Source organism: Oceanobacillus caeni (genome assembly GCF_019037185.1).
GTDB classification, from domain to species: domain Bacteria; phylum Bacillota; class Bacilli; order Bacillales; family Amphibacillaceae; genus Oceanobacillus; species Oceanobacillus caeni.
On record NZ_JAHHXM010000030.1, the window covers coordinates 1 to 22,264 of the forward strand.

General features: G+C 35.9%; 18 protein-coding genes and 16 tRNA genes. 5 read left to right on the forward strand and 29 right to left on the reverse strand.

Annotation, left to right across the window (positions count from 1 at the left end; genetic code table 11):
• Nucleotides 1-3 precede the first annotated feature (3 nt).
• The 20 genes from KM885_RS13815 to KM885_RS13910 all read right to left on the reverse strand — a co-directional run bounded on the left by KM885_RS13815 (nucleotide 4) and on the right by KM885_RS13910 (nucleotide 8,487).
• Nucleotides 4-77 (reverse strand) — tRNA-Gly (locus tag KM885_RS13815).
• 184 nt (nucleotides 78-261) lie between these two features.
• Nucleotides 262-338: transfer RNA gene (locus KM885_RS13820), tRNA-Ile, on the reverse strand.
• A gap of 10 nt (nucleotides 339-348) precedes the next feature.
• Nucleotides 349-422 (reverse strand) — tRNA-Met (locus KM885_RS13825).
• A 10-nt stretch (nucleotides 423-432) separates the two neighbouring features.
• Nucleotides 433-505: transfer RNA gene (locus KM885_RS13830), tRNA-Ala, on the reverse strand.
• Between the two features lie 15 nt (nucleotides 506-520).
• Nucleotides 521-597 (reverse strand) — tRNA-Pro (locus KM885_RS13835).
• Between the two features lie 6 nt (nucleotides 598-603).
• Nucleotides 604-675, reverse strand: a tRNA-Gln gene (locus KM885_RS13840).
• Between the two features lie 24 nt (nucleotides 676-699).
• Nucleotides 700-775 (reverse strand) — tRNA-His (locus KM885_RS13845).
• 10 nt (nucleotides 776-785) lie between these two features.
• Nucleotides 786-859 (reverse strand) — tRNA-Trp (locus KM885_RS13850).
• Nucleotides 860-876: 17 nt separating this feature from the next.
• Nucleotides 877-949, reverse strand: a tRNA-Phe gene (locus tag KM885_RS13855).
• 12 nt (nucleotides 950-961) lie between these two features.
• A tRNA-Ser gene (locus KM885_RS13860) sits at nucleotides 962-1,054 on the reverse strand.
• Nucleotides 1,055-1,070: 16 nt separating this feature from the next.
• Nucleotides 1,071-1,147: transfer RNA gene (locus tag KM885_RS13865), tRNA-Asp, on the reverse strand.
• A 75-nt stretch (nucleotides 1,148-1,222) separates the two neighbouring features.
• Nucleotides 1,223-1,299 (reverse strand) — tRNA-Met (locus KM885_RS13870).
• Between the two features lie 30 nt (nucleotides 1,300-1,329).
• Nucleotides 1,330-1,405 (reverse strand) — tRNA-Val (locus tag KM885_RS13875).
• A gap of 74 nt (nucleotides 1,406-1,479) precedes the next feature.
• Nucleotides 1,480-1,551 (reverse strand) — tRNA-Glu (locus KM885_RS13880).
• 10 nt (nucleotides 1,552-1,561) lie between these two features.
• Nucleotides 1,562-1,652, reverse strand: a tRNA-Ser gene (locus KM885_RS13885).
• Between the two features lie 4 nt (nucleotides 1,653-1,656).
• Nucleotides 1,657-1,731 (reverse strand) — tRNA-Asn (locus tag KM885_RS13890).
• 247 nt (nucleotides 1,732-1,978) lie between these two features.
• A complete protein-coding gene (locus KM885_RS13895) occupies nucleotides 1,979-2,299 on the reverse strand; it encodes a hypothetical protein (RefSeq protein ID WP_047184028.1) in 321 nt (106 codons plus the stop codon).
• Nucleotides 2,300-2,427: 128 nt separating this feature from the next.
• Nucleotides 2,428-4,977, reverse strand: coding sequence for a tetratricopeptide repeat protein (locus KM885_RS13900; RefSeq protein ID WP_145543036.1), 2,550 nt, complete (start codon nucleotides 4,975-4,977; stop codon nucleotides 2,428-2,430).
• Nucleotides 4,978-5,099: 122 nt separating this feature from the next.
• The gene (locus KM885_RS13905) at nucleotides 5,100-5,240 is read right to left on the reverse strand and encodes a YpzI family protein (protein WP_068677526.1); all 141 of its coding nucleotides are present in this window, start codon (nucleotides 5,238-5,240) and stop codon (nucleotides 5,100-5,102) included.
• Between the two features lie 49 nt (nucleotides 5,241-5,289).
• A complete protein-coding gene (locus tag KM885_RS13910) occupies nucleotides 5,290-8,487 on the reverse strand; it encodes a DEAD/DEAH box helicase (protein WP_204798596.1) in 3,198 nt (1,065 codons plus the stop codon).
• A gap of 187 nt (nucleotides 8,488-8,674) precedes the next feature.
• On the opposite strand from KM885_RS13910, the gene KM885_RS13915 reads away from it, so the two are divergent.
• Entirely contained in the window at nucleotides 8,675-9,517 is an 843-nt protein-coding gene (locus KM885_RS13915) for an MBL fold metallo-hydrolase (protein ID WP_047184026.1), read from the forward strand.
• On the opposite strand, the gene KM885_RS13920 is transcribed toward KM885_RS13915, so the two are convergent.
• Entirely contained in the window at nucleotides 9,485-10,174 is a 690-nt protein-coding gene (locus KM885_RS13920; RefSeq protein ID WP_145523987.1) for an NUDIX hydrolase, read from the reverse strand. The genes KM885_RS13915 and KM885_RS13920 overlap by 33 nt on opposite strands.
• A gap of 184 nt (nucleotides 10,175-10,358) precedes the next feature.
• Between KM885_RS13920 and KM885_RS13925 the strand changes: the two genes are divergently transcribed.
• The gene (locus KM885_RS13925) at nucleotides 10,359-11,006 is read left to right on the forward strand and encodes a YjbE family putative metal transport protein (protein ID WP_047184024.1); all 648 of its coding nucleotides are present in this window, start codon (nucleotides 10,359-10,361) and stop codon (nucleotides 11,004-11,006) included.
• Nucleotides 11,007-11,051: 45 nt separating this feature from the next.
• Here the strand turns inward: KM885_RS13925 and KM885_RS13930 are convergent, their stop codons facing one another.
• Complete coding sequence (locus KM885_RS13930; RefSeq protein WP_204798599.1) at nucleotides 11,052-13,418, reverse strand: polyprenyl synthetase family protein; 2,367 nt, start codon at nucleotides 13,416-13,418, stop codon at nucleotides 11,052-11,054.
• Nucleotides 13,419-13,885: 467 nt separating this feature from the next.
• On the opposite strand from KM885_RS13930, the gene KM885_RS13935 reads away from it, so the two are divergent.
• Complete coding sequence (locus KM885_RS13935; RefSeq protein WP_047184030.1) at nucleotides 13,886-14,422, forward strand: HD domain-containing protein; 537 nt, start codon at nucleotides 13,886-13,888, stop codon at nucleotides 14,420-14,422.
• 132 nt (nucleotides 14,423-14,554) lie between these two features.
• Nucleotides 14,555-14,824, forward strand: coding sequence for a DUF1292 domain-containing protein (locus tag KM885_RS13940; protein ID WP_047184022.1), 270 nt, complete (start codon nucleotides 14,555-14,557; stop codon nucleotides 14,822-14,824).
• 60 nt (nucleotides 14,825-14,884) lie between these two features.
• Here KM885_RS13940 and KM885_RS18145 read toward each other — a convergent pair whose 3' ends face one another.
• Complete coding sequence (locus KM885_RS18145; protein ID WP_255449126.1) at nucleotides 14,885-15,016, reverse strand: hypothetical protein; 132 nt, start codon at nucleotides 15,014-15,016, stop codon at nucleotides 14,885-14,887.
• Nucleotides 15,017-15,166: 150 nt separating this feature from the next.
• Between KM885_RS18145 and KM885_RS13945 the strand changes: the two genes are divergently transcribed.
• Complete coding sequence (locus tag KM885_RS13945) at nucleotides 15,167-15,622, forward strand: hypothetical protein (RefSeq protein WP_047184021.1); 456 nt, start codon at nucleotides 15,167-15,169, stop codon at nucleotides 15,620-15,622.
• A 58-nt stretch (nucleotides 15,623-15,680) separates the two neighbouring features.
• Here the strand turns inward: KM885_RS13945 and hmpA are convergent, their stop codons facing one another.
• The 6 genes from hmpA to gdhA form a co-directional block, all read right to left on the reverse strand.
• Nucleotides 15,681-16,898, reverse strand: coding sequence for an NO-inducible flavohemoprotein (gene hmpA, locus KM885_RS13950; protein ID WP_204798597.1), 1,218 nt, complete (start codon nucleotides 16,896-16,898; stop codon nucleotides 15,681-15,683).
• Nucleotides 16,899-17,058: 160 nt separating this feature from the next.
• A complete protein-coding gene (mqo, locus tag KM885_RS13955) occupies nucleotides 17,059-18,561 on the reverse strand; it encodes a malate dehydrogenase (quinone) (RefSeq protein WP_047183617.1) in 1,503 nt (500 codons plus the stop codon).
• 371 nt (nucleotides 18,562-18,932) lie between these two features.
• Nucleotides 18,933-19,535: a DedA family protein gene (locus tag KM885_RS13960; protein WP_047183622.1), complete on the reverse strand. Its 603-nt coding sequence runs from the start codon at nucleotides 19,533-19,535 to the stop codon at nucleotides 18,933-18,935.
• Between the two features lie 193 nt (nucleotides 19,536-19,728).
• Nucleotides 19,729-20,118 carry an RDD family protein gene (locus KM885_RS13965; RefSeq protein ID WP_047183616.1) on the reverse strand — a complete coding sequence of 130 codons (390 nt, stop codon included), beginning with the start codon at nucleotides 20,116-20,118 and terminating at the stop codon, nucleotides 19,729-19,731.
• 72 nt (nucleotides 20,119-20,190) lie between these two features.
• Nucleotides 20,191-20,718 carry a DUF1648 domain-containing protein gene (locus KM885_RS13970; protein WP_047183615.1) on the reverse strand — a complete coding sequence of 176 codons (528 nt, stop codon included), beginning with the start codon at nucleotides 20,716-20,718 and terminating at the stop codon, nucleotides 20,191-20,193.
• Between the two features lie 106 nt (nucleotides 20,719-20,824).
• Entirely contained in the window at nucleotides 20,825-22,189 is a 1,365-nt protein-coding gene (gene gdhA, locus KM885_RS13975; protein WP_204798600.1) for an NADP-specific glutamate dehydrogenase, read from the reverse strand.
• Nucleotides 22,190-22,264: the final 75 nt, after the last annotated feature.

The window sequence follows — 22,264 nt, forward strand, 5'->3', positions numbered from 1 at the left end:
TAATGGAGCGGGTGATGGGAATCGAACCCACGACATCAGCTTGGAAGGCTGAGGTTATACCATTTAACTACACCCGCAAAATTTAATTAAATTTGTACTTTAGATTCAATCCCGACCAACATGCCTCTCCATCTACAAGCCTATTCAAAGAAGTCAATGCTTCGAGGTAACTCGTAGATTATTCGGTAGAAGTGTCGCTCGTGGCTGAGGTTATACCATTTAACTACACCCACAAAACTATAAAAGATATATTAATAGAAATGGTGGACCCTGCAGGACTCGAACCTGCGACCGATCGGTTATGAGCCGATAGCTCTAACCAACTGAGCTAAGGGTCCTTAATATGAATAGCGGCGGAGGGGATCGAACCCACGACCTCACGGGTATGAACCGTACGCTCTCGCCAGCTGAGCTACGCCGCCATATTAAAGATGGAGCCTAGCGGGATCGAACCGCTGACCTCCTGCGTGCAAAGCAGGCGCTCTCCCAGCTGAGCTAAGGCCCCAAAACATATATTTAGTGGTCGGGAAGACAGGATTCGAACCTGCGACCCCATGGTCCCAAACCATGTGCTCTACCAAGCTGAGCTACTTCCCGAATAAGCTGGGCTACTAGGATTCGAACCTAGGATACACGGGATCAAAACCCGATGCCTTACCGCTTGGCTATAGCCCAATCATTAAAATTATATTAAAATTATGGGGCGACCGGTGGGAATTGAACCCACGAGTGCCGGAGCCACAATCCGGTGCGTTAACCCCTTCGCCACGACCGCCATTAGAATATGGCAGGGGTAGTAGGAATCGAACCCACATTGACGGTTTTGGAGACCGTAGTTTTACCATTAAACTATACCCCTTTAATATTCATTTGAGATGGCTCGGGACGGAATCGAACCGCCGACACACGGATTTTCAGTCCGTTGCTCTACCGACTGAGCTACCGAGCCATTTCTTATAAGTGGAGGAGGTAGAGGGATTCGAACCCCCGCGCGGTTTGACCCGCCTGTCGGTTTTCAAGACCGATCCCTTCAGCCAGACTTGGGTATACCTCCAATATAAATTTATAAATGGCGGTCCGGACGGGACTCGAACCCGCGACCTCCTGCGTGACAGGCAGGCATTCTAACCAACTGAACTACCGGACCATTCCTGAAATTTAAAAACTAACCGTATTACTATTTTCATAACTAAGTTTTTTCATAAAAATATAAATAAACTTTTGGTTGCGGGGGCAGGATTTGAACCTGCGACCTTCGGGTTATGAGCCCGACGAGCTACCAGACTGCTCCACCCCGCGATGTGAATAAATATTGAATTTAGATGTTAATGGTGGAGGATACAGGGCTCGAACCTGTGACCCCCTGCTTGTAAGGCAGGTGCTCTCCCAGCTGAGCTAATCCTCCGAAGCACAGGATGTGCTAATGCATGAGTTACGATGGGACGTCACGAACTTAACATGTCTTTTTTAATAAAATAGTGACCCGTACGGGATTCGAACCCGTGTTACCGCCGTGAAAGGGCGGTGTCTTAACCGCTTGACCAACGGGCCATAGGAACTATGGCGGAGAAGGAGGGATTTGAACCCTCGCGCCGCTATCGCGACCTACACCCTTAGCAGGGGCGCCTCTTCAGCCTCTTGAGTACTTCTCCGTAATGGCTCCACAGGTAGGATTCGAACCTACGACCGATCGGTTAACAGCCGATTGCTCTACCACTGAGCTACTGTGGAATAATTAGACTGTAATCTTTCATGAATCATCACTAGAAAACCAAATGTGACATTTATAAACATTAGCATAAACAGATTTAACAGTCAACACTTTTTATTATTATATTTTCGTTTAGCTTATGTAAAGTTTTTTTCAACAGCAAAATCTATGATAAAACGACTTTTGAAATAAGTCAATACATTTCATTAAAAAATGTAAAAATATTTAAATATCCTATGATTACCCTTTAAACTTTCGACCTGAGAATCATGTTTTATCCTCCCTATCCCTTCTGGCTATTTTCCGCAGTAAACGAAGTAGATATGGAGTGTCCCGAAGAATAAATAAACTAATTTCTCCTCCCTTGGTTTTATATAACGGATTCGTTGTTACTAATTGTAATAAAAATAAATGATGTAAATTTTCTTTTGTACCCCGATATACAGTAACACCTTCTATATTCGTATTTCGAATTAATTCCCACATCAAATGTTTTTCCTTTATGTTTAGCTTTGTTAGTCGATAATAGGTTTCTTTTTCTCTATTAGGAATTGATTGGAGAATATGTTCTTTATCTGATGTCCCCATACACGCACCCCTATTAACCGTTTCGCTAGGCATTTATTTATGCTTTAATTGTAACATAGGTAAAGACACATTAGAAAACGAACACATCTGCTCGTCATTTAGCGAATGTGTTCGTTTTGCTCATTCTATTAATATCCATGTACTGGTTCAATAACCCCGTACAAAATATGAAATTGACGAACGTTGAAATCAAACATTGCAATTGGATCTCGATAAATTTCTGGATTATTGCTCATTTCATATAATAATTGTTTTTCTTCAGTCAGGTCCTTTTCCACTTCTTTTAAAACTGCCTCCAAACTATTAAAGGCGTTGTTAAAAAACATTTCTACGTCACGTTGGATGGATTTTTCAAAAAGATCAACTTGTAACATAAACCGATCCGTTATCGACTTGGCTATGTCACTATAATCTTTCGTTTCTATAAATTCCCTATATTTCTTAAAAATGAGATGTTTATTTTTTTGTGGAATGGATCCAAAAACTTTTCCTGCCCCTTTTATTAAAAACTGTGAAGAGCCTGACCGCATGATTATATTGGCTTCTTCCAATTGTATATTTCCGTGGCAAATTCGGTCTACATCACGAGCCCAGTCATCTAGTACACGTAAATCGCAATCAAATACTACTTTCTCTTTCCCAAACATTTGATTAAAATTAGTCCTTATTTCATCTAAACTGCTTTTCGAATCCTTAAGCTCCCTTTCACTCTCTTTAATCCATTCATCCATTGCTAAATGAAACACTTGGAGAATATCTTCATTCACATAATCATTTACCCTTCGATTCATTTCCTCATTCAATTTTACATGAATTTGTTCAAAGTCACTATCTTTTGAAACTAAATCCGCACATCCCCTTAATATTTCAGAAACTCCTTTTAACATATTTTCTCTTATTTCATGTTTGATAAAACGATAATTATTTTTTAATATATCTATCTTTTCATTTTGCAATTCATTCAATTGGCGAATCGCTTCATATAAATTATCCACCATTTCTTCGTTTCTCCCAATTGTATCTAGAAAGTTATCCTCTAATTCCTTCTGTTTATCTAATAAAAATCGAAGAAACCTTTTCAGAAACGACAATGTTTTAGTTGCCCTTTCTTCTTCTACCCTTAAATCTTGTAATTTTATAGATGACATAATTTCCGCCCATTGATCATTGTTTTTTTGAGGGAGACTCACAACACTAGAATTTGAAAACTTTATTTTTATCTTTTGTGTTAAATCCGCGTCTTTGAATTCATTATTTATTAAAAATTGAAAATTGATTTCTGGCACTTGTTTTCGTATATGCATAGCCTCATCAATATCCGTTTCATTTTCGACAATGTATATTGCAAAATCGGCTAAGGATTGTTCTAAAAGACCAGCTGATTCCAATATATTTATCTCATTATTTTTCAACATGGACATTTGACAAAGAATAAGTCCATTATTCGTTTTCTTTGTTTCTATTGGCGGTAACGAACTAGATGTTTTGTTTAATTTCCATTTACTTAGTAAAGACGATTTATTTCCACCTAAAAGAACAAAATAATGTTGTAAATCCAATTGTCGCTTCATTTTCTCCGTTAAGTGTGAATCTAAAACAATCCCCTTTTCTTTTGCCCATCTAACCATTAATTCGAATAGTTTCACTGCTTTATATAAGATTTGGGTTGAATCGGCAGAATGATGGAGCAATAAATTCTTAGCCTTTTCAACGCCCATTCTATCCATATGAAAAGGATACATTTCATCCCATGCTATTACAGCTGATGCAGCAAGCTTTGCATCCTCACCTTTAGCAATTCGAAACCAAGTAAGGATTAAGCTAGGAACGATTTCAGATATTTCTTTAACGGTATAGTCACCACTCGTTATATCTGTAATTGTTTCTTTATAAAGGTTTGGTAAATGCCTCCACTCATATTCCACTCCCGGATCAATGTTTGGAGATAGTTTACTCATTTCAAGCAGCCATGATAAATATTGCTTTGTTTGTTTATAATGCGTCCAAAGCGCAACAACCAACTGTTCATAGCACTCTTTATCAACCGTATAAACTTCAGCTAATATAGGATGAAAATAATTTGGTTCCTTATCCTTTACGAGCCCTTTTTCCACGTAAGTCTTCAATACACGAAACCAATGTAGAGACTTTGTACGAATGGCTTCTTTTTCTGCTAGATATAACGCATCCTGCCAACTTTCCTCTTTCTCATAAAATGCTCTTGCTCTTTTGGTTACTCCTGGATAATCAGGATCTGTATCCAAGGCCTTTCGAATCGTATTTTTTGCCTCAAGCAGCCGACCGCGTCTGATGTAAAGGAGAAACAATTGCAATAAAATTTCCATTTTTAATACCTCGGAGTCGGTTTGAATATCCTTATAATATTCTTCTGCAATAGCTAAAAAATCTAATTGCAAATGAGCATCGGCTATATTTTTTTGAGCCCAAGGAAGTAACTCACCAGACACGTTCTCCCACTTGAAAATCGCTGCCTCATAATCCTTGTTTAAATAATATACTTCCCCTTGAGCAAAGCGGATTTCCGATAAATCAAAAACTTCCTTTTGCCTTTCCGCGACATATTTTTCCCCTAAAATTAGTAATGCTTGTTTTTCATCATTTTCCTGCATATAAGTTTGGTAGTAGGATTTCGTCTTTAATTGATGATCGAATGACATCTTCATCCCTCGCTATATCGATATAATTGAAACGTATAAACTCCTTTTCCATATGTATTCAGTGAAACTAAAATTATGAATAGAAAAAAGTCTCCCATGTGTTCATGAGAGACTTACCCTTTTTACTTATGCCCATCATTTAATCTTCTTGCTTCTTCAGGACTAGACATTTTTGTTGCACCTTTATAACGAAGTCCCACATCACGGTCCGATTCTACTCTACCGCTTTGCTTTAGCTTTTTTTCTTGACGATCTCTACCCATATGAACAACACCTCCTCATGTTAACATGAGTTTTTTAAGGATAATTTATTCATATTTTCAGTAAGTCACGAATATCTTCATCGGTTAAAGTTTGCAACATACGATCTTCTGGATCAATTACTTCTTCGATCAAATGACGCTTTCTTTCCTGTAGGTCGTTCATCTTTTCTTCAATGGTTCCTTTGGCTATTATTTTCAAGACTTGAACCGTATGCTGTTGACCCATACGATGTGCTCGGTCAGCAGCTTGTTCCTCTACAGCAGGATTCCACCAACTATCATAAAAAATAACCGTATCCGCACCTGTTAAATTTAATCCCGTTCCACCCGCTTTTAACGAAATTAGAAAAAAGTCTCGCTCCCCCTTGTTAAAATGATTACATAAGTCTACTCTTTCGCTTGAGGGAGTGTGACCATCTAAGTAAAAATAAGGAATTTCTTGAGTAACGAACTCTTTACCAATAAGCTCTAACATCTTTGTATATTGAGAAAAAATTAAAACCCTTCTTCCAGATTGTTTTGCATCTGCTACAATTTCCATAAGCAGATCAAATTTAGCAGAATTCCCCTCATATCTATGAACAAATAATCCTGGATGACAGCAAATTTGCCGTAATCTAGTAATTCCAGCAAGAATTTTAATCCTATTTTTTCGAATCGTATCTTTATCTAAATGCTTAAATGTATCATGTCGTAATTTTGCTAAATATGCTGCATATAATGATTTTTGTTCCGGGTATAACTCACAAAACTGTACAGATTCCTTTTTCTCAGGTAATTCGTCTAACACATCTTCTTTTACCCTTCGTAACATAAATGGTCGAATCCTTCTTGCTATCTGTTTTGTTGTTAATTTACTATAATCCTTTAACCCTAAAAACAAATCCGGAAAAACAACATGAAAAATCGCCCACAGTTCCTCAAGTGCATTCTCCATTGGGGTTCCTGTTAATGCAAAACGATGGTCAGCTTCTAGTTTTTTTACAGAACGAGCGGTTTGTGTTAGGGGATTTTTAAACATTTGTGCTTCATCAAAAAAGATGGTATGGAACTTTTCCTTCTCATACATTCGGATATCACTACGCAATAATGGATAACTCGTTATGAGGACATCTACTTGATCTCTTTTATGAAAAATTTCCATTCGATCTGATTTCTTTCCATCAACGACAATTGCTTCTAGTTCGAGGGAAAACTTCATTATTTCAGAAAGCCAGTTATACGTAACAGAGGATGGACAAACAATTAGTACAGGAAACTTCCTTTTTCGAATGTCCGGGAGTTCCGATAAAATGTATGCAATGCTTTGTACCGTTTTTCCAAGTCCCATATCATCAGCCAAAATACCACCAAAACCGAAATTCGCCATCGTTTTCATCCACTTAAATCCTTGTTTCTGATAGTTTCTCAATGTTCCTGCGAGATTCTCTGGCACGTTATATTCATTTAGATCCGGATTACTAATTCTCTGTAAAAAATCACGAAACGAGTCTTCGTAGGAAAAGGTATCATCACTTTCTACCGTATCTAAAAGTCGCAAACCTTGAACGATTGGAACGTCAAGTCCTTTTTCTAATTGATCATCATCTTGAATCGGAGCTTGCCGTAAAAAGCGTTGGATTTCCTCCATTTCCTTCGTTTCTAAAGAAAACAAGGTACCGTCTTTTAATCGGTAGTATTTTCGTTTGTCTTCCAATGCTTCTAATACATCTTTTATTTCACTCTGTGGAATTCCATCCATATCAAAAGTAAAATGAAGCCAATTCGTCCTTTCTTTACGATGTTTAACTTTAATTTTTGGCTTCCAGTTTTTACGAAAAATTCGATTTCTTACTGCTGTAGTTGCATAAACTTGGGTTAGTTTTTGTAATTTCGGTAATACATGGTACAAAAATTGATATTCTAATTCTTCATTATGAAGATAATATCCGCTCTCTGTTTGATTTAATCGGCCTTCCTCTTCCAGGAGCTGAAGTATTTCTTGTTCTTTCTCCGTGTCCCTTATAATGACCGTACCAATTTGCTTCTCATGTTTCTCTAATGGATTAATGACAACATGATTATAATGAAATTCTAACCCCACCAATAATCGTTTTTTTAAACGATCTAAATACAATTTTGCTTTTAGTGGATTCTTTTCAATGTGGTCTGTAATGGACCCAGATAAGTGAACTTCACCTAATTTCCTTAAAACAGGAACCAACTTTTCCATATAGTATGAGATTTTGTTAGGGCCAATGAGGATTTTATCCGTATTAGAGTACTCTAGCATTCTCTCAAGCTCTGCCAACCGTTCCATATCTATGGAATTTATTCGAATAACCCTTCCTTGATATAAAACCGTATTATATTTTGTCATGAGTTTCACTTTCTGTAACCCACTGATTTTTAAGGAAAATCCATTTACTTCATCACCAAATTCAAATACGAGTGGAGGCAATTCATCAGATTGATGTAACCCAAGAAAATGTTGCTGATTGTATTCCAATGTGACATGATTCAAACTATCCAATAGTGGGACAAGGGTATCCCATAAGGAGACTGGAATGAAAATTTGGTGTTTGGGAAGATTACTCTCGTTATTACTCGGTAATGCACGCCGATATATTTTTTCGTCATCCATCACCCGAATGAGATGTTGCAAAATCATGTCCGAATCTTTATCAAAACAATATTTTGTCGGATTGTAAGTAAATTGTTGTGAAACGAAATAGGACTCCCCTCTTTTCATTTTGTCCAGAAATTCACGAATATCTTTAATTTTTGTAGATTCAATGGAAATCTCCATTGCGAACATGTCATAATTAAGATCTCCTCGAACAGCTTTACAAAAAAACGTCGGGAAGATTTCAATTCTATTTTCAAAATAGTTCTGAGTACCACTCTTCATTTTTGGATTATCTTGAAATATTTTTATTATTTCATCTGAAATGTCTGACTGTATTTCATTCTTTTGCGATTCTTTATGGTTTTCATTATATTGCAAAGCAATCAACACTGCCGCAATGTGTTGACAATCTTTCTGGAAAGAAGATAAGGTAGGGCAGCTACAAGTCGCATGGATTTGTCCATTTTCTTTACGAACAATAACGTGAAAATCCTCTACACCCTCTACTGTAGCTTTAACCTCGTTTTTCGATTCTTCGTCGATCAATACTTTTCGGTTCCGAAAAAACGCCTCCCCTTTTCTAAAGGACACTGTACCACATCGCTCTTTGATTTTCCTTGATTGTAATTTTAGTTGCATGTGGTTGCTCCTTTCTGAAGGTTTTTATACCAATGTATCATGAACGAAAAATTGCTGCTAGTATTAGAAATACGATTCATCTTATCAAGCTTAAAGCTACACTTTAAAAAAAAGTCTTAAAATTCCACACACATCATATTATACTGAAATAGAAAGATGTATTGAATTTGTTGAAAGGACGGATCTAGTGAAAAGAAAAAGCAATATCAAAGTAATCCGCATTCCGATTCCAACCCCGACTTTATTGCCGCATACTACAACGAACTCCTATCTCATTGGAAATGAAGAAGAATCTATTTTAGTGGATGCGGGTTACGATACAGAGGATACGAGAAAATTATTAGAATGGGAAATCAATAAACATGGACTTGCGAGACCAAAACGAATTGTTCTAACTCATGCTCACCAAGACCATGCACCGGGAGTACGCATGTTAATTCATTGGATGCCAACTATACTTTGTCATGAAAAAGAAGAGGAACAAGTATTATCCGCCATTTCTCCATGGGAAGAAATAACTCTTATAGAAGACGAGGACTCCATAAAGGTGGATGGGGAAGAAATCATCGTGATGCATACACCAGGTCACACGTTAGGGCATGTGAGTCTTTATATACCATCAGAACAAATTCTTATTGCTGGAGATAATATTGTTGCAGAAGGAACCACATGGATTGGAGCACCCGATGGAGATATGAAAGATTATTTGCAAACCCTTCAGCGATTAAGGAATTTAAAAATAGAAAAAATTGGTCCAGGTCATGGTAAATGGGTACACCAACCACATGAACATATTGATTTTGTCATCCAGCGTAGGTTACACCGTGAACAACAATTATTAACTTTATTGGAAAAACATCAACAAATCACTTCAAAAGAATTGACAGAGATAATTTATCAAGATCGTATTCATCCTAGTGTTTTCCCAGTTGCACAGAAAACGATAGAAGCACATCTTGATAAACTTTTAAAAGAGGATTTGATTCAATATGATGAATCAAAATCCAGTTATGTTTCTCCTCATTTTTAATAAATCAATTTCGGAAGCAGATATATGAAGTTTCTCACCATTTAGGTATTTTATTACGGCTTCAAGCGTTAGAATGGTTGGTGCGGATAGTTTTAATTTTTTATTTTCAAATAAGTCAAGTGCTTCTTCAGGGGCAATCCAAAATGCATCATCTATTTCGGAACGGTCCGGATGAGGCTGTTGTCCTTGAGGAAGCATCACTAAGAAGAAGCGAGTATCAAAGCGGATATGACTTTGACTAGGGGTAACCAATTGACCAATATACGATAAACATTTTAAATGAAAAAATATTTCTTCCCTCTCTAAAATCTCACCAAATGTTATTTCTCTGTTTACTAATTGATTTCGATAAATTAGTTCCTTTTTCTTTGATAAAATTACAGGTGATCCATCTTCTTTATTCCCTAACAAAATCCCGACTTCTTCAAACAGCTCTCTAGCAGCGGCTATGTAATGACCCATAGTAAGAGAATCATTTTTAGATTCACTCTTCACATATTTCTCATTTACAAGTTGATCCGCATCGTCCATTCCACCACCAGGAAACACATAAAATCCGCCCATAAACTTCATCGTCTTCGGTCTTTTCGTTAAATAGATCCTCGATTCATTATCCATTAAAACTACCGTAGATGCTGGTTTTGGTATTGCAACCATAAACGTCCTCCTTAAAAGATATACCTAGTTAATACATTCCACATATTATGTGAAATCCCTTTTTAGTTTTTTTCAAGATATCAATCAAAAAAAGTTCTTTTCAAATTAATCTACTCATAATTTTTAATTATAGACCAATGGACAAGCTTCGTCTTGTTAAGCTTGAAATCAAGGGGGGCAAAACATGGAATTTATTCAACCAATCTTAGAAATTCTGTTTATTAATATCCTTCTAAGCGGAGATAATGCCCTCGTCATTGCGATGGCTAGTCGAAATCTTCCCAAAGAACTTCAAGGGAGAGCCATTCAATGGGGTACATTAGGTGCCATTTCTTTAAGGACATTATTTGTTTTCTTAATGATACACTTATTGGAGATGCCATTTATTCAATTGATTGGTGGAATACTTTTACTTTTTATTGCCTATAAACTAATGGTAGATTCACATGAAACCGATCAAATAAAAAGCGGAAATTCCTTGCAGGAGGCCATCTCGATTATCATTTTTGTAGATGTTATCATGAGTTTAGATAATGTACTAGCTATTGCTGCAATTGCTGACAGTAATTTACTACTAATTATTGCTGGAATTATTCTAAGCATTCCTATCATACTAACAGCGAGCGAACTTATTTTAAAGCTTATTCAAAAGTTCCCCATTGTAGTATTCATTGGAGCTGCCCTACTCGCTTGGACTGGCGGAGAAATGATTATAAAAGAAGAAATGGTACGGGCCATCTTTCAAACCAATAACGTCCTTTCCCTTTTCTTTTTAATTGGTCTTACGGTCATCGTGATCATCATAGGGGCAATCAAGCGAAAACAAGTCTAAACAAAATCCACTCCTCTGTTCTAAAGGGGTGGATTTCTTAGTCCTTTAATTATCCCTATTCACCACATAACTTAAGAAATGCTTTAAAAAAGCTTTATTTCCAGGAATTTCTTGTAAAGCATCTAATCCTAAACAATAATGTTCCCACATAGCTCTTTTTGCTTCTTCCTTACCAAGAACGGTAACAAATGTTGATTTATTATTTTTTACATCAAGGTTCGTTGGTTTACCAAGTGATATGGTATTTCCTTGATGGTCTAATAAGTCATCTTTAACTTGAAAAGCAATGCCAGTATGATAAGCAAATTTTTTCAATGCTTTCTTTTCTTCTTCGTCTACCCCAGCAAGTATAGCTGGCATGATGAGTGAGGCCTCAAATCCTATACCCGTTTTATAAAAACACATCTTATTTAATTGTTCTAACGATATTTTATCTTTTTCCTCTAAATCCATTGCCTGACCCCTACACATATCTGTTATAACACCAGACGAATAATGAATCATTTCGAGCACTTTTTCCGAATTAAAACGTTGTAACGTTGTCTGTTCTTCTACAGCCTTTTGAGTCAAAAAAAGCCCGGATAATTCTGCGGTAGCAACATTATATACTTCATGCAACGTCTGCTTCCCTCGCCTAAGAGAGGCATTATCTTGGGAAGGTAAATCATCAAAAATTAAAGATGCCGTGTGCAAATACTCCAATGACCGTAACAATGGAAAAATATCCGCTTCATCCATATGGTAGCAATGAACCGCCATCATCCAAGTTATAATAGGTCTTAACCTTTTACCACCATCGCCTAAACTGTAATTTACCGCGTCCAGAATATGATCATTCGATAAAAATACTTGTTTATGAGATTTTAGTTGTAAGCAATTATTGATTTTTTCACGAATGCTTCGCGTCATTTCGATAAAATCTTCTCGCTCTTTCCGCTCTTTCCGAAAATGATTAATCATATGATCGCGTAAAAGTTTATCAAAGAAATCAACATCATCGGCTTTTTTAACCATTTTTTGTATAAGACCATTAAAAGACTGAATTTCAGAAGTAAGGATGCCCATTATTTCTTCGTATTTTTGAGTCCCCCATTTTCTCTTAAACCGTTTTAACCCATTAATGGCACGATTTAAAATCACTTCGCATGTTTTTGGATCAGACTGGTAAACCTCGTGGATTAAAAAGGAAATGACTGTCCAATACAATCCAAATGGATTTATAAGATCTCCACGCGTACGATAATATTTCAAATAATACGTATATGGGGTAACGGATCCCGTCTTTTCATCTTCAAACATATCGGCAAAGTCATCGGCTAATTGATTATATAATCCATAATAAAAGGTCCGGCTTTCAAACCCTTCATCCTCTGGGGCACTAATAATCGAACGTACAATAAGACGGGAAGCCGCAGATTTTAAAATAACTGGAATGTAAATCTCCTCATTTGTAAGTTTTTGATTTTCCATAGATTTATTACGATCCACTTCCTGTGATTGAAAAAAAACGTAGGAATCTTTATAAAAAACTTCGGTTGTTTCAAGTCGTTGATGGGACTTTATATATTCGAATGCATCTCGAAGTTCTGCATGGACAAACTGAATGAATTCCTTATTCTCCCCACTCCAATCATCCAAATCCGGTACAACACCAGTAGTTAAAGCGGAACGGATTAAATTGGTATAACGGATTTTTTCATTTGGAGACAAAATATTGGAATCTAGAAGGTCATCGATAAAAGGGTAAGTAAGGCCATAAGAATAGCCGAGTCTTATAGCCTCATCCAGTCTTACCGATTTGTCCTTAGGTGAAATTTCATCATCCATTTCTTCTAAAACATGCATAACGACACCAACAATTATTTTGATTAGCTTTCGTTGGGCCTCATCTGAATTTAAGCCTTCTGGAATTTGATCTCGTACTGTCTTTAATTTATCCGTCAACCAAATAAAACTGGATTCTACCCCTTCATTTTGTGACCAGCGAAATAACCCAGCAAGGTTATATGATTCCATTTTCGTTTCTGTAAGGGAGTTTACTAGATGGTTTTTCAGTTGATTAACAGATTTTTGTATACGATTTTGTGTTTTTGTAGAATCAAGTGCTTTACCCAAATCACGCATATAAATATAGGAAATACTCCGGTCGAGATAATTTTCTAGCTTACCAGTATGATGTAGATATTTTATATATCGATGGTAATCCCTTGAATAACGTTCTCTTTTTCTATTGAAAAAAAGGGACGGAAATGAATGGACATGATTCTTTTTCCATAAATGGATATCGTTCGTTAATTGATTTATATATGTCTTTTCTCTAAGCTGTTCAGAAAGCGTTTCGAAATATGCATGAGCCTTCTCTTCCATCTGTCGATAACATGCATCTGTGTCAATCAATAATTCCGATGTCATCATTTTGATCCCTACTTCTTTGAATAGTTATTTAAATATATTTTACTATACTTCAAACAATACCAATTAATAACAAGCTAGAGTTATGCTAATCGTATAATGTTAGTTTTTTGTAGGATAAAAAATGTTGGATTCCCCAACGAACCTTTTTGAATTTTTTTCGATTTATGTTCACCATCATAATACGATGAGTGACCGTCCAAGTTTAACTTAGTCCATAATAACCGCTCTCATGGACATTTGCTTGAAAAATGAATGAGACTTTGGCCGTGATATCCGCTGCCACGGACATTTGCCTGTAAAATGAACGAGACTTTGGCCGTGATTCATTAATTACAAAAAATCAATCCATTATTTTTACAAATCCACCAATAGCCATTGAAATTCGCCGAAAATCGTGGTAATGTATTTAACAATATACATTTCTGAGAAACGTAAATTATTAGATAAAAAGGGGGAGTATCATGATACGAAATGTGACGTTAGAAACGCTTTATATCCACCCTATTGTTCAAAAATATGTTGGTCGTTCTGGAATGGCACATGCAGTTTCTGTTGCTGAAAAAGCCTTTGAAATTGCTCGTGAATCCGGTGTAAACCCAGATCTCGCTACGAAAGCTGGCTTACTTCACGATATCGGTCATTACGAATGGTATCAAGACGGTGAGTGGGATTATCAATTGTATAAGGAAAATGATATTCATGCCATAAAAGGTGCTGCTCGTGCTCATAAACTTCTCGTACGTTGTGGAGAAGACCTTCAAAATGCGAAAGCCATTGCCCTGGCGGTACTCCTTCACACAGACTCGTATTTGCCAGAAGGGGAATTACAACTTACCCCTCTACAAAAAGTGGTCGCACTGGCCGATGAAGCAGATGAAGAACCTGGTGGCAATCACCATTACCGCCAAATTGATCACGACACTGCGCTCCGTCGAATTCAAATTCTAGATAAAAAAATCAATAAATATATAGCATCTCTTCGTTTCGAACAAACAAGTTAAAGTATATGACCACGTTTCACTTGATGAAACATGGTGTTTACATAATTGTGAATGTTTATATATAACTTCTCTTTTATGGTATGTTTTTCCTTTTTTAATGGTAAACTAGACTTAGAAAGAGGAGGTTGTATGATGGAAGAAGTTACGGTTGGAGAAATCTTTACAATTGTGGACGAATCAGAAGAAGAAAATTCTGTCGAAGTTTTAGCGAAAGTGACCATTGAAGGAACTAACTATGTTGCAGTTAGTTTTTTAGATGATGTACAAGAAGAAACGGAAGAAGACATCGATATTTTCTTCCTTAAGATTGACGAAGATGGGGATATAGCAGCCATTGAGTCAGACGAAGAATTTGAAAAAGTATCCGAAGCCTTTGATGCTCTTTTAGATGATGAAGAATAACATTAAAAAACCATCTCCTGTATGTATACCTACATAAGAGATGGTTTTATTTGGGATTGGCTATGAAAGTTTTACCGGAGTACATACCGCATAAAGATTTTCATTCGTATCAGACATATTTACTTCAATAACCTGATATCCCCCATTATTAATCTCGTTCTTCCCTAGGATTACTTTTTCTTCTTTATTCATTTCTCTCTTCCTTCCATTGAATTCTCACACAATAACCAATATATGTTTCAGACAAAAATATGTGCACCCATTTTACTCGTTTTGCAAATTTCTTTCATTTACTTTTTGATTCCACTATACTAAGGAAAGATGGATTAGGAGGAAAGAAAAATGTCATTAAAACAGTTTAATTTAGCTAGAACTTCTCTACTTACTTTTATACAAGATTTAGATGAAGACATCATAGATAAAACTTCCGAGTACTTCGACAAAACCATTCGCTGGCATATCGGCAATATCTTATATATGGATGAAAAATTATTATTCGTAAGTCAAAAGAAATCTCAAAAAATACCAAAAGAATATGCAGAATTATTTAGCTCGGATGTTCAGGTAAAGGATTGGGAAATAGAACCGCCTAGCTTATCACAATTAATAGAAGATTTAATACAGCAACAAGAAAGAATCAATAAGTACGATGATTTATTTTGGAAATCTAACGTTAAATTCAAATCCCCACACGGATATATTGAAACACATGGTGACCTATTAATCATGCTTGCCCAACGAGAGGCTGAAACACTTGGTTTGATAAGAGCAATGAAGAAAGTCCTTGAAGTTAAATAATAAAAAAACGTAAAAATACTCACACGTTTTTTCTTCTGAAAACGTGTGAGTATTTAAATTAATCTCCTAATATTGCTACAGGATTAAATACCTCAAAATGAATTTGATCCTTAGGTACACCCCATTGATTTAGTAATCGAACCATTGCTTGTAAAAATGGTAATGGTCCACAAAGATAAAAATCAACATCATTAGATGGTAAGACCTTTTTAAGCCAGTCCAAATCGACGTGACCTTCCTTATCATAACGTTTTTCTTGTTTATCCTCTTCCGTTGGTGAATCATAAACAACGTAAGAATGGACACGATGATTATTTTTAGCCAACTCCGACAAATGTTCTCTAAATGCATGAACTTTACTGTTTTGGGTAGCATGAATAAACGTAATATCACGATTTGGCTCTTTTTCTACCGTAGTATTTAACATACTAAGAAGTGGAGTAACCCCAATTCCTCCACTTAATAAAACCATGGGCTTATTAGACGGGCTTATAATAAAGTCCCCTGCAGGTACAGAAAACTGTAAGGTGTCCCCAACTTGGATGTTTTGGTGTAAATAATTAGAAACGATCCCTTTAGGTTGACCGTTGACTGAATCTTCCCGCTTGACACTTATTCGATAATAATCTTTCCCAGGAGCATCAGATAAACTGTAATGGCGGATATGGGTGTATTTTTCCCCCTCTATTTCCGCTTTTGTCGTTAGGTATTGACCTGCCTGATAATCAGCAATTGGTTCGTCATCTTTTGGTCTTAAGTAGAATGAGGTAATAATATCACTTTCATCCACTTTCTTATCTACTACAAATTCCCGGTAACCTTCCCAACCACCAGGAGCACTTTTAGCTTTTTCATAGAGCTCTTTTTCGATACTTATAAAAGCATCGGCAATATAATTATACGCTTTACCCCATGCAGTTAAAATTTCTTCTGTTGCTGTTTCTCCAAGTACATCTTTCACCGCTTCAAGTAAGGTTTCTCCTACAACTGGATATTGCTCAGGTTTAATTCCTATGGCACGATGTTTTTCCGTCACTCTTGTAATAACTGGTTTTATGGCATCTAAATTATCTATATGCTCACCGGCTGCATAAACAGAGTAAGCTAAAGCTTCCTGTTGAATACCCCTTTTTTGGTTTGTCTGGTTAAAAAGGTTATATAAGTCGGGAACTTTTGTAAATAATAATTTATAAAATCTTTTACCGATTTCTGTACTGTGTTCCTTTAGAACCGGTGCAGTCGATTTTACTATTTCAATCGTCTTTTGATCCAGCATGTTTTTAATTTCCCCTTTACGTTTAAATTTTAGAGATGATGATAAACTTATTTTTGGGTATTATGAGTTATTTATGCTGGATATATTTGGAGCCGATGCTAAAAAGGGTAAAAAAAAGAACCTTTAATTCTTGATTAAAGATTCTTTAACTTATGAAAAATTAACTCAATACTAATTCTTTTTTATCTAATCCAAGCGCTTTCTCGGAGGATTGGCGAATTTCTTGTAAAAGTTCTGGATAGTCCATTAAAGACATTCCAAATGAAGGAATCATTTTTTTAATTTTCACTTCCCACTCATTCATATGTTCAGGAAAGCATCTACTTAAGACTTCAAGCATGACGTGAACAGCTGTTGAAGCTCCAGGTGATGCACCTAATAATGCCGCAACAGAACCATCCGAAGAAGTAATAACTTCAGTTCCAAATTGTAATGTTCCCTTGCCGCCTGCTTCCGTGTCTTTAATAACTTGAACACGTTGACCTGCAACAACTAAATCCCAATCTTCTGATTTAGCAGTAGGAATAAATTCACGTAATTCTTCCATTCGTTTTTCCTTAGATAACAAGACTTGTTGAATTAAATATTTGGTTAATGCCATCTCTTTAACACCTGCAGATAACATCGTTAACACATTATTAGGTTTAACAGATAATATTAAATCGAACATGGATCCTGTTTTTAAGAACTTCGGTGAGAACCCCGCAAAAGGGCCAAATAATAATGATTTTTTATTATCGATAAATCTTGTATCAAGATGCGGAACTGACATTGGTGGCGCACCAACTTTTGCCTTTCCATAAACTTTCGCATGATGTTTTTCAACCACTTCGGGATTATTACATACCATAAATAGTCCACTTACAGGAAATCCACCAATATGTTTACTTTCAGGTATTCGTGTTTTTTGTAGAAGAGGTAAGCTTCCTCCACCTCCACCGATAAAGATAAATTTTGCTTTATGGTGCTCTACGTTACCGCTATCAAGATTTTTTACTTTAAGTTCCCATAACCCGTCACTAGTACGTTTCATGTTGTTAACACGATGTCTATATTGAATATTCACATTTTGAGCACTTAGATGTTCAAAGAGTAAACGTGTTAATGCTCCAAAGTTAACATCCGTTCCATATTCAACTTTAGTTGCAGCAATTGGTTCATTAGTCTGACGTTCCTTCATAATGAGAGGAATCCATTCACTAAGTTTTTCTGGATTATCAGAGAATTCCATTCCTTCAAATAAAGGATTTTTTGACATCGCTTCATAACGTTTCTTTAAAAAAGTTACATTTTCTTCCCCTTGCACCATACTCATGTGAGGCAATGGCATAATAAATTCTTGTGGATTACGAATTAGGTTGTTCTTCACTAGATAAGACCAAAATTGCATCGAAACTTGAAATTGCTCGTTAATTTTAATCGCTTTACTAATATCTAAAGAACCATCTGGTTTTTCTACTGTGTAGTTGAGTTCGCATAAAGCGGCATGCCCTGTCCCTGCATTATTCCATTCATTTGAACTCTCTTCCCCAGGTTTAGATAGACTTTCGAACACTGTAATGTCCCATTCCGGAACTAATTCTTTCAAAAATGTCCCCAAAGTCGCACTCATAATTCCTGCGCCAATTAAAATGACGTCAGTTTTATTATCTCTGTTGCCCATACTTATCAACCTTTTCCCCTAATTTTTTCAATTTTAGATGTATAGCGGAATTTTTCATTAAACTCGTAAACACCTAATCTTCTACAGTACTATCATATCATAACTTATATAATTATTTATAGATTTTAAATTTCTACTATTAGAGTTTTTTCAAAAAGTCCGATGAAAATGAAATGCCCTTGTGCTAGGGGTAGCGTCGTAGCAGATCATTACGGTGGGACGAGTAATTGGAGTCTCAGGACGCCGCGAGTTAGCCAACACGTTCCTTTTCATCCTCCTTTTTGAATACGTACTATTATATATGAATAATTACGGTACTTTGTTAAATAAAAAACGTAGTGAAAGACTATTTATCTCCCACTACGTTTCTATTATCTTCTTTTTTTCACAAAGACAAACACAAAAATAATAAAAAGTAATAATAGAATTGCGTAAATTATATTAGAATAAATATCCATATAATACACGATTACATCCCATGAGTTCCCAAGAGATGCACCTAAATTAACTAATACAATATTCCAAATAAACGTACCTATCGTTGTAAAGATAAGAAATATACCAACATTCATATTTGACATTCCGGCCGGGATTGAAATTAAGCTTCGTATTAGCGGAATGAATCGGCATAGAAACACTGCCCATGGGCCATACTTATCAAACCATGCATCAGCTTTATGAATGTCACTTTTTTTAAGACGGAGTATATGCCCCCATCTATCAACTATCTTTTCTAGCCTTTCTACATCTAATTGTAAACCGATCATATATAAAACGATAGCCCCTACGACGGAGCCAGCAGTTGCGGATAGAACAACCTTGAATATAGTTAGGTTCGTAGTAGTTGTCATAAAACCACCAAATGTTAATATTACTTCTGATGGTATCGGAGGAAAGATATTTTCTAAAGCAATTAGAAACATTACTCCCATATAACCAAATTCATTCATAATTTCCGTTATCCAATTTTCCATTTCATTTTGCACCTACGTCTCTCTATGTGTATTCTATTACGATTCTTCTATCATTTTATTTCGAATAAATTCACTTTATCACTATAAAACGGAAGGAATAACTTATCTTATCATAATTTGCTCAAGGTTAATGTTAAGTTTTTATTAAGAAAAAAGAGTCAGTCCCCCATATTAGGAAGCTGACTCATTCGAATTATTTTTCTTTTACAATAGTTCCAACGTAACGATCATGTGGTAGAATTTTTCCCTCTTCTTCCTCAAATGCTTTTGGACCTTTTAAATAATCAATCGTACTCCAAAAGTCTCTGTAAGCCATACGTTTCATAATTTGATTGCAATTTAGCTCGGAACCATCTTTATTCTCAAGTTCCAATCCCATCTTCTTATACCCATATGTTTGTCCATTTTTACGAAGTTGTGCGTATTCAAGCGACCATAATACTACTGTGGGTGTCACTAAAGCATGAAACGCTTCGTTTTTAATCTTTTTACGTAAAACATACTCCACTCCCGCAGTTACTGTACTGGAAATGGCCAGATCAATTAAAAAAGCTTTCATACGTTTTTTCGTGATTGGTTTCATAATTTTCCCCCTTATTAATCTAACATTCATCCTTACGTAATATTGTATAATATGTTTCAAAACTATTAAATATTATTTAACTTCTCGGTACATCTTCCAAATATAATAGATCGAAACACCAACTAACAACACGACTACAATTATAATTATCGATCCGAGCCCATTTCGATTGCCAATAGCTGTCTGAATCATCCCATAGAGTATGAACGCAAATAATATACTGATACACAAATTCATTACAGCTAACATTCTTGAAGAATATTTAACTACTCTATCTAATTGTGTTTCCGTTAATTTTTCCTTTTTCACAAAAGGAAGATTGATAAAATGCAGTGCTTCTTTTGGATCTTCTTGTTTAATAAATAAAAAATAGTTTAAACCAAAACATTGAAACAATAAAAAAACATATAGAACCAGGAAACCAATGAGGGTTCCTTTCCCATTCCACGCATCCGGTTCACCAGCTAAATTAAAATGCGTAGGAATCTCATCAGGAAGCTGTGTATAATAGTAAATGGAATAAAATACCGTAATAATGAGAATTAAAAAAGAACAAACATCAATCCATGGTGAATAAAAATTTTTAACCTTCCCCCACATGAACGATCCCCTCCTCTAGATTCCATTATATACCAAAAAAACAGGTTGTATGGACGTTTTTCGTTCCATACAACCTGCTATCATAAATGTGCTTTTCCGTTTTAAATTAAATGACGCCTTGAGAAATCATTGCATCTGCAACTTTAACGAAACCAACAATATTCGCACCGACTACAAGATTACCAGATATACCGTATTCTTTGGATGCTTCCATACTCTGGCTGTAGATGTTTTTCATAATATCTTGTAATTTCTCATCCACTTCTTCTTTTGTCCAAGAGATTCGTGAACTGTTTTGTGCCATTTCTAAAGCAGATACTGCAACTCCACCGGCATTTGCTGCTTTTGCAGGAGCAAATAATACATTGTTTTCTAAGAATGCGTCAATGGCATCTAACGTAGATGGCATGTTTGCACCCTCACCTACCGCTTTTACACCATTTGCGATTAATAGTTCCGCGGCTTCTTTGTCAATTTCATTTTGAGTTGCACAAGGTAACGCAATATCGCAAGGAATGGTCCAAATACCCGCACATCCCACTTGGAACGTAGCTTCTGGGTGCTCTTTAACATATTCAAAAATTCGTTTGTTTTCTACTTCTTTCAAGCGTTTTACTGTATCAAGATTAATTCCATTTGGATCATAAATATACCCACTTGAATCACTACATGCAACAACTTTTGCACCTAACTCCATTGCTTTTTCAATGGCATAGATAGAAACATTACCAGACCCAGATACCACAACGGTACTTCCATTAAAGCTTAATCCTTGATCCTTTAACATCTCTTCTACAAAATAAACGGCACCATATCCTGTTGCTTCTTTACGACCTAAACTTCCGCCGTAACCGACACCTTTACCTGTTAAAATTCCGGCTTCATATGCGCCTTTTAATTTTTTATATTGACCAAACATATATCCAATTTCTCTAGCACCAACACCGATATCTCCAGCCGGAACATCTGTATCAGGACCTATATGCTTACTTAATTCCGTCATAAAACTTTGACAGAAACGCATGATTTCCATGTCAGATTTTCCTTTAGGATCAAAATCTGATCCACCTTTTCCGCCGCCAATTGGTTGCCCTGTTAAAGCATTTTTAAATATTTGTTCGAATCCTAAGAATTTGATAATACTTGCATTTACAGATGGATGGAACCGTAATCCACCTTTATAAGGACCAATCGCACTATTAAATTGAACACGGAAACCACGATTAACTTGTACATTGCCCTTATCGTCTACCCATGGTACTCTAAAGGAAATTAAACGTTCAGGTTCCACAATACGTTCAAGGATAGATTGTTTCATATATGTCGGATTTTTCACAAGCACAGGAATTAAAGATTCAAGGACTTCTTTAACTGCTTGATGAAATTCTTCCTCATGAGGGTTACGCTGTTTAACCATTTCAAAAACATGTTCAACATATTTTTTAACGTTCTGGGTTTGTGGTTCTTTCATATCTTCTAGTACTTTCACTTGCAATCAGCCCCTAAATATAAGTTAAGTTTTTAACATAGTTATATTTTATAATAT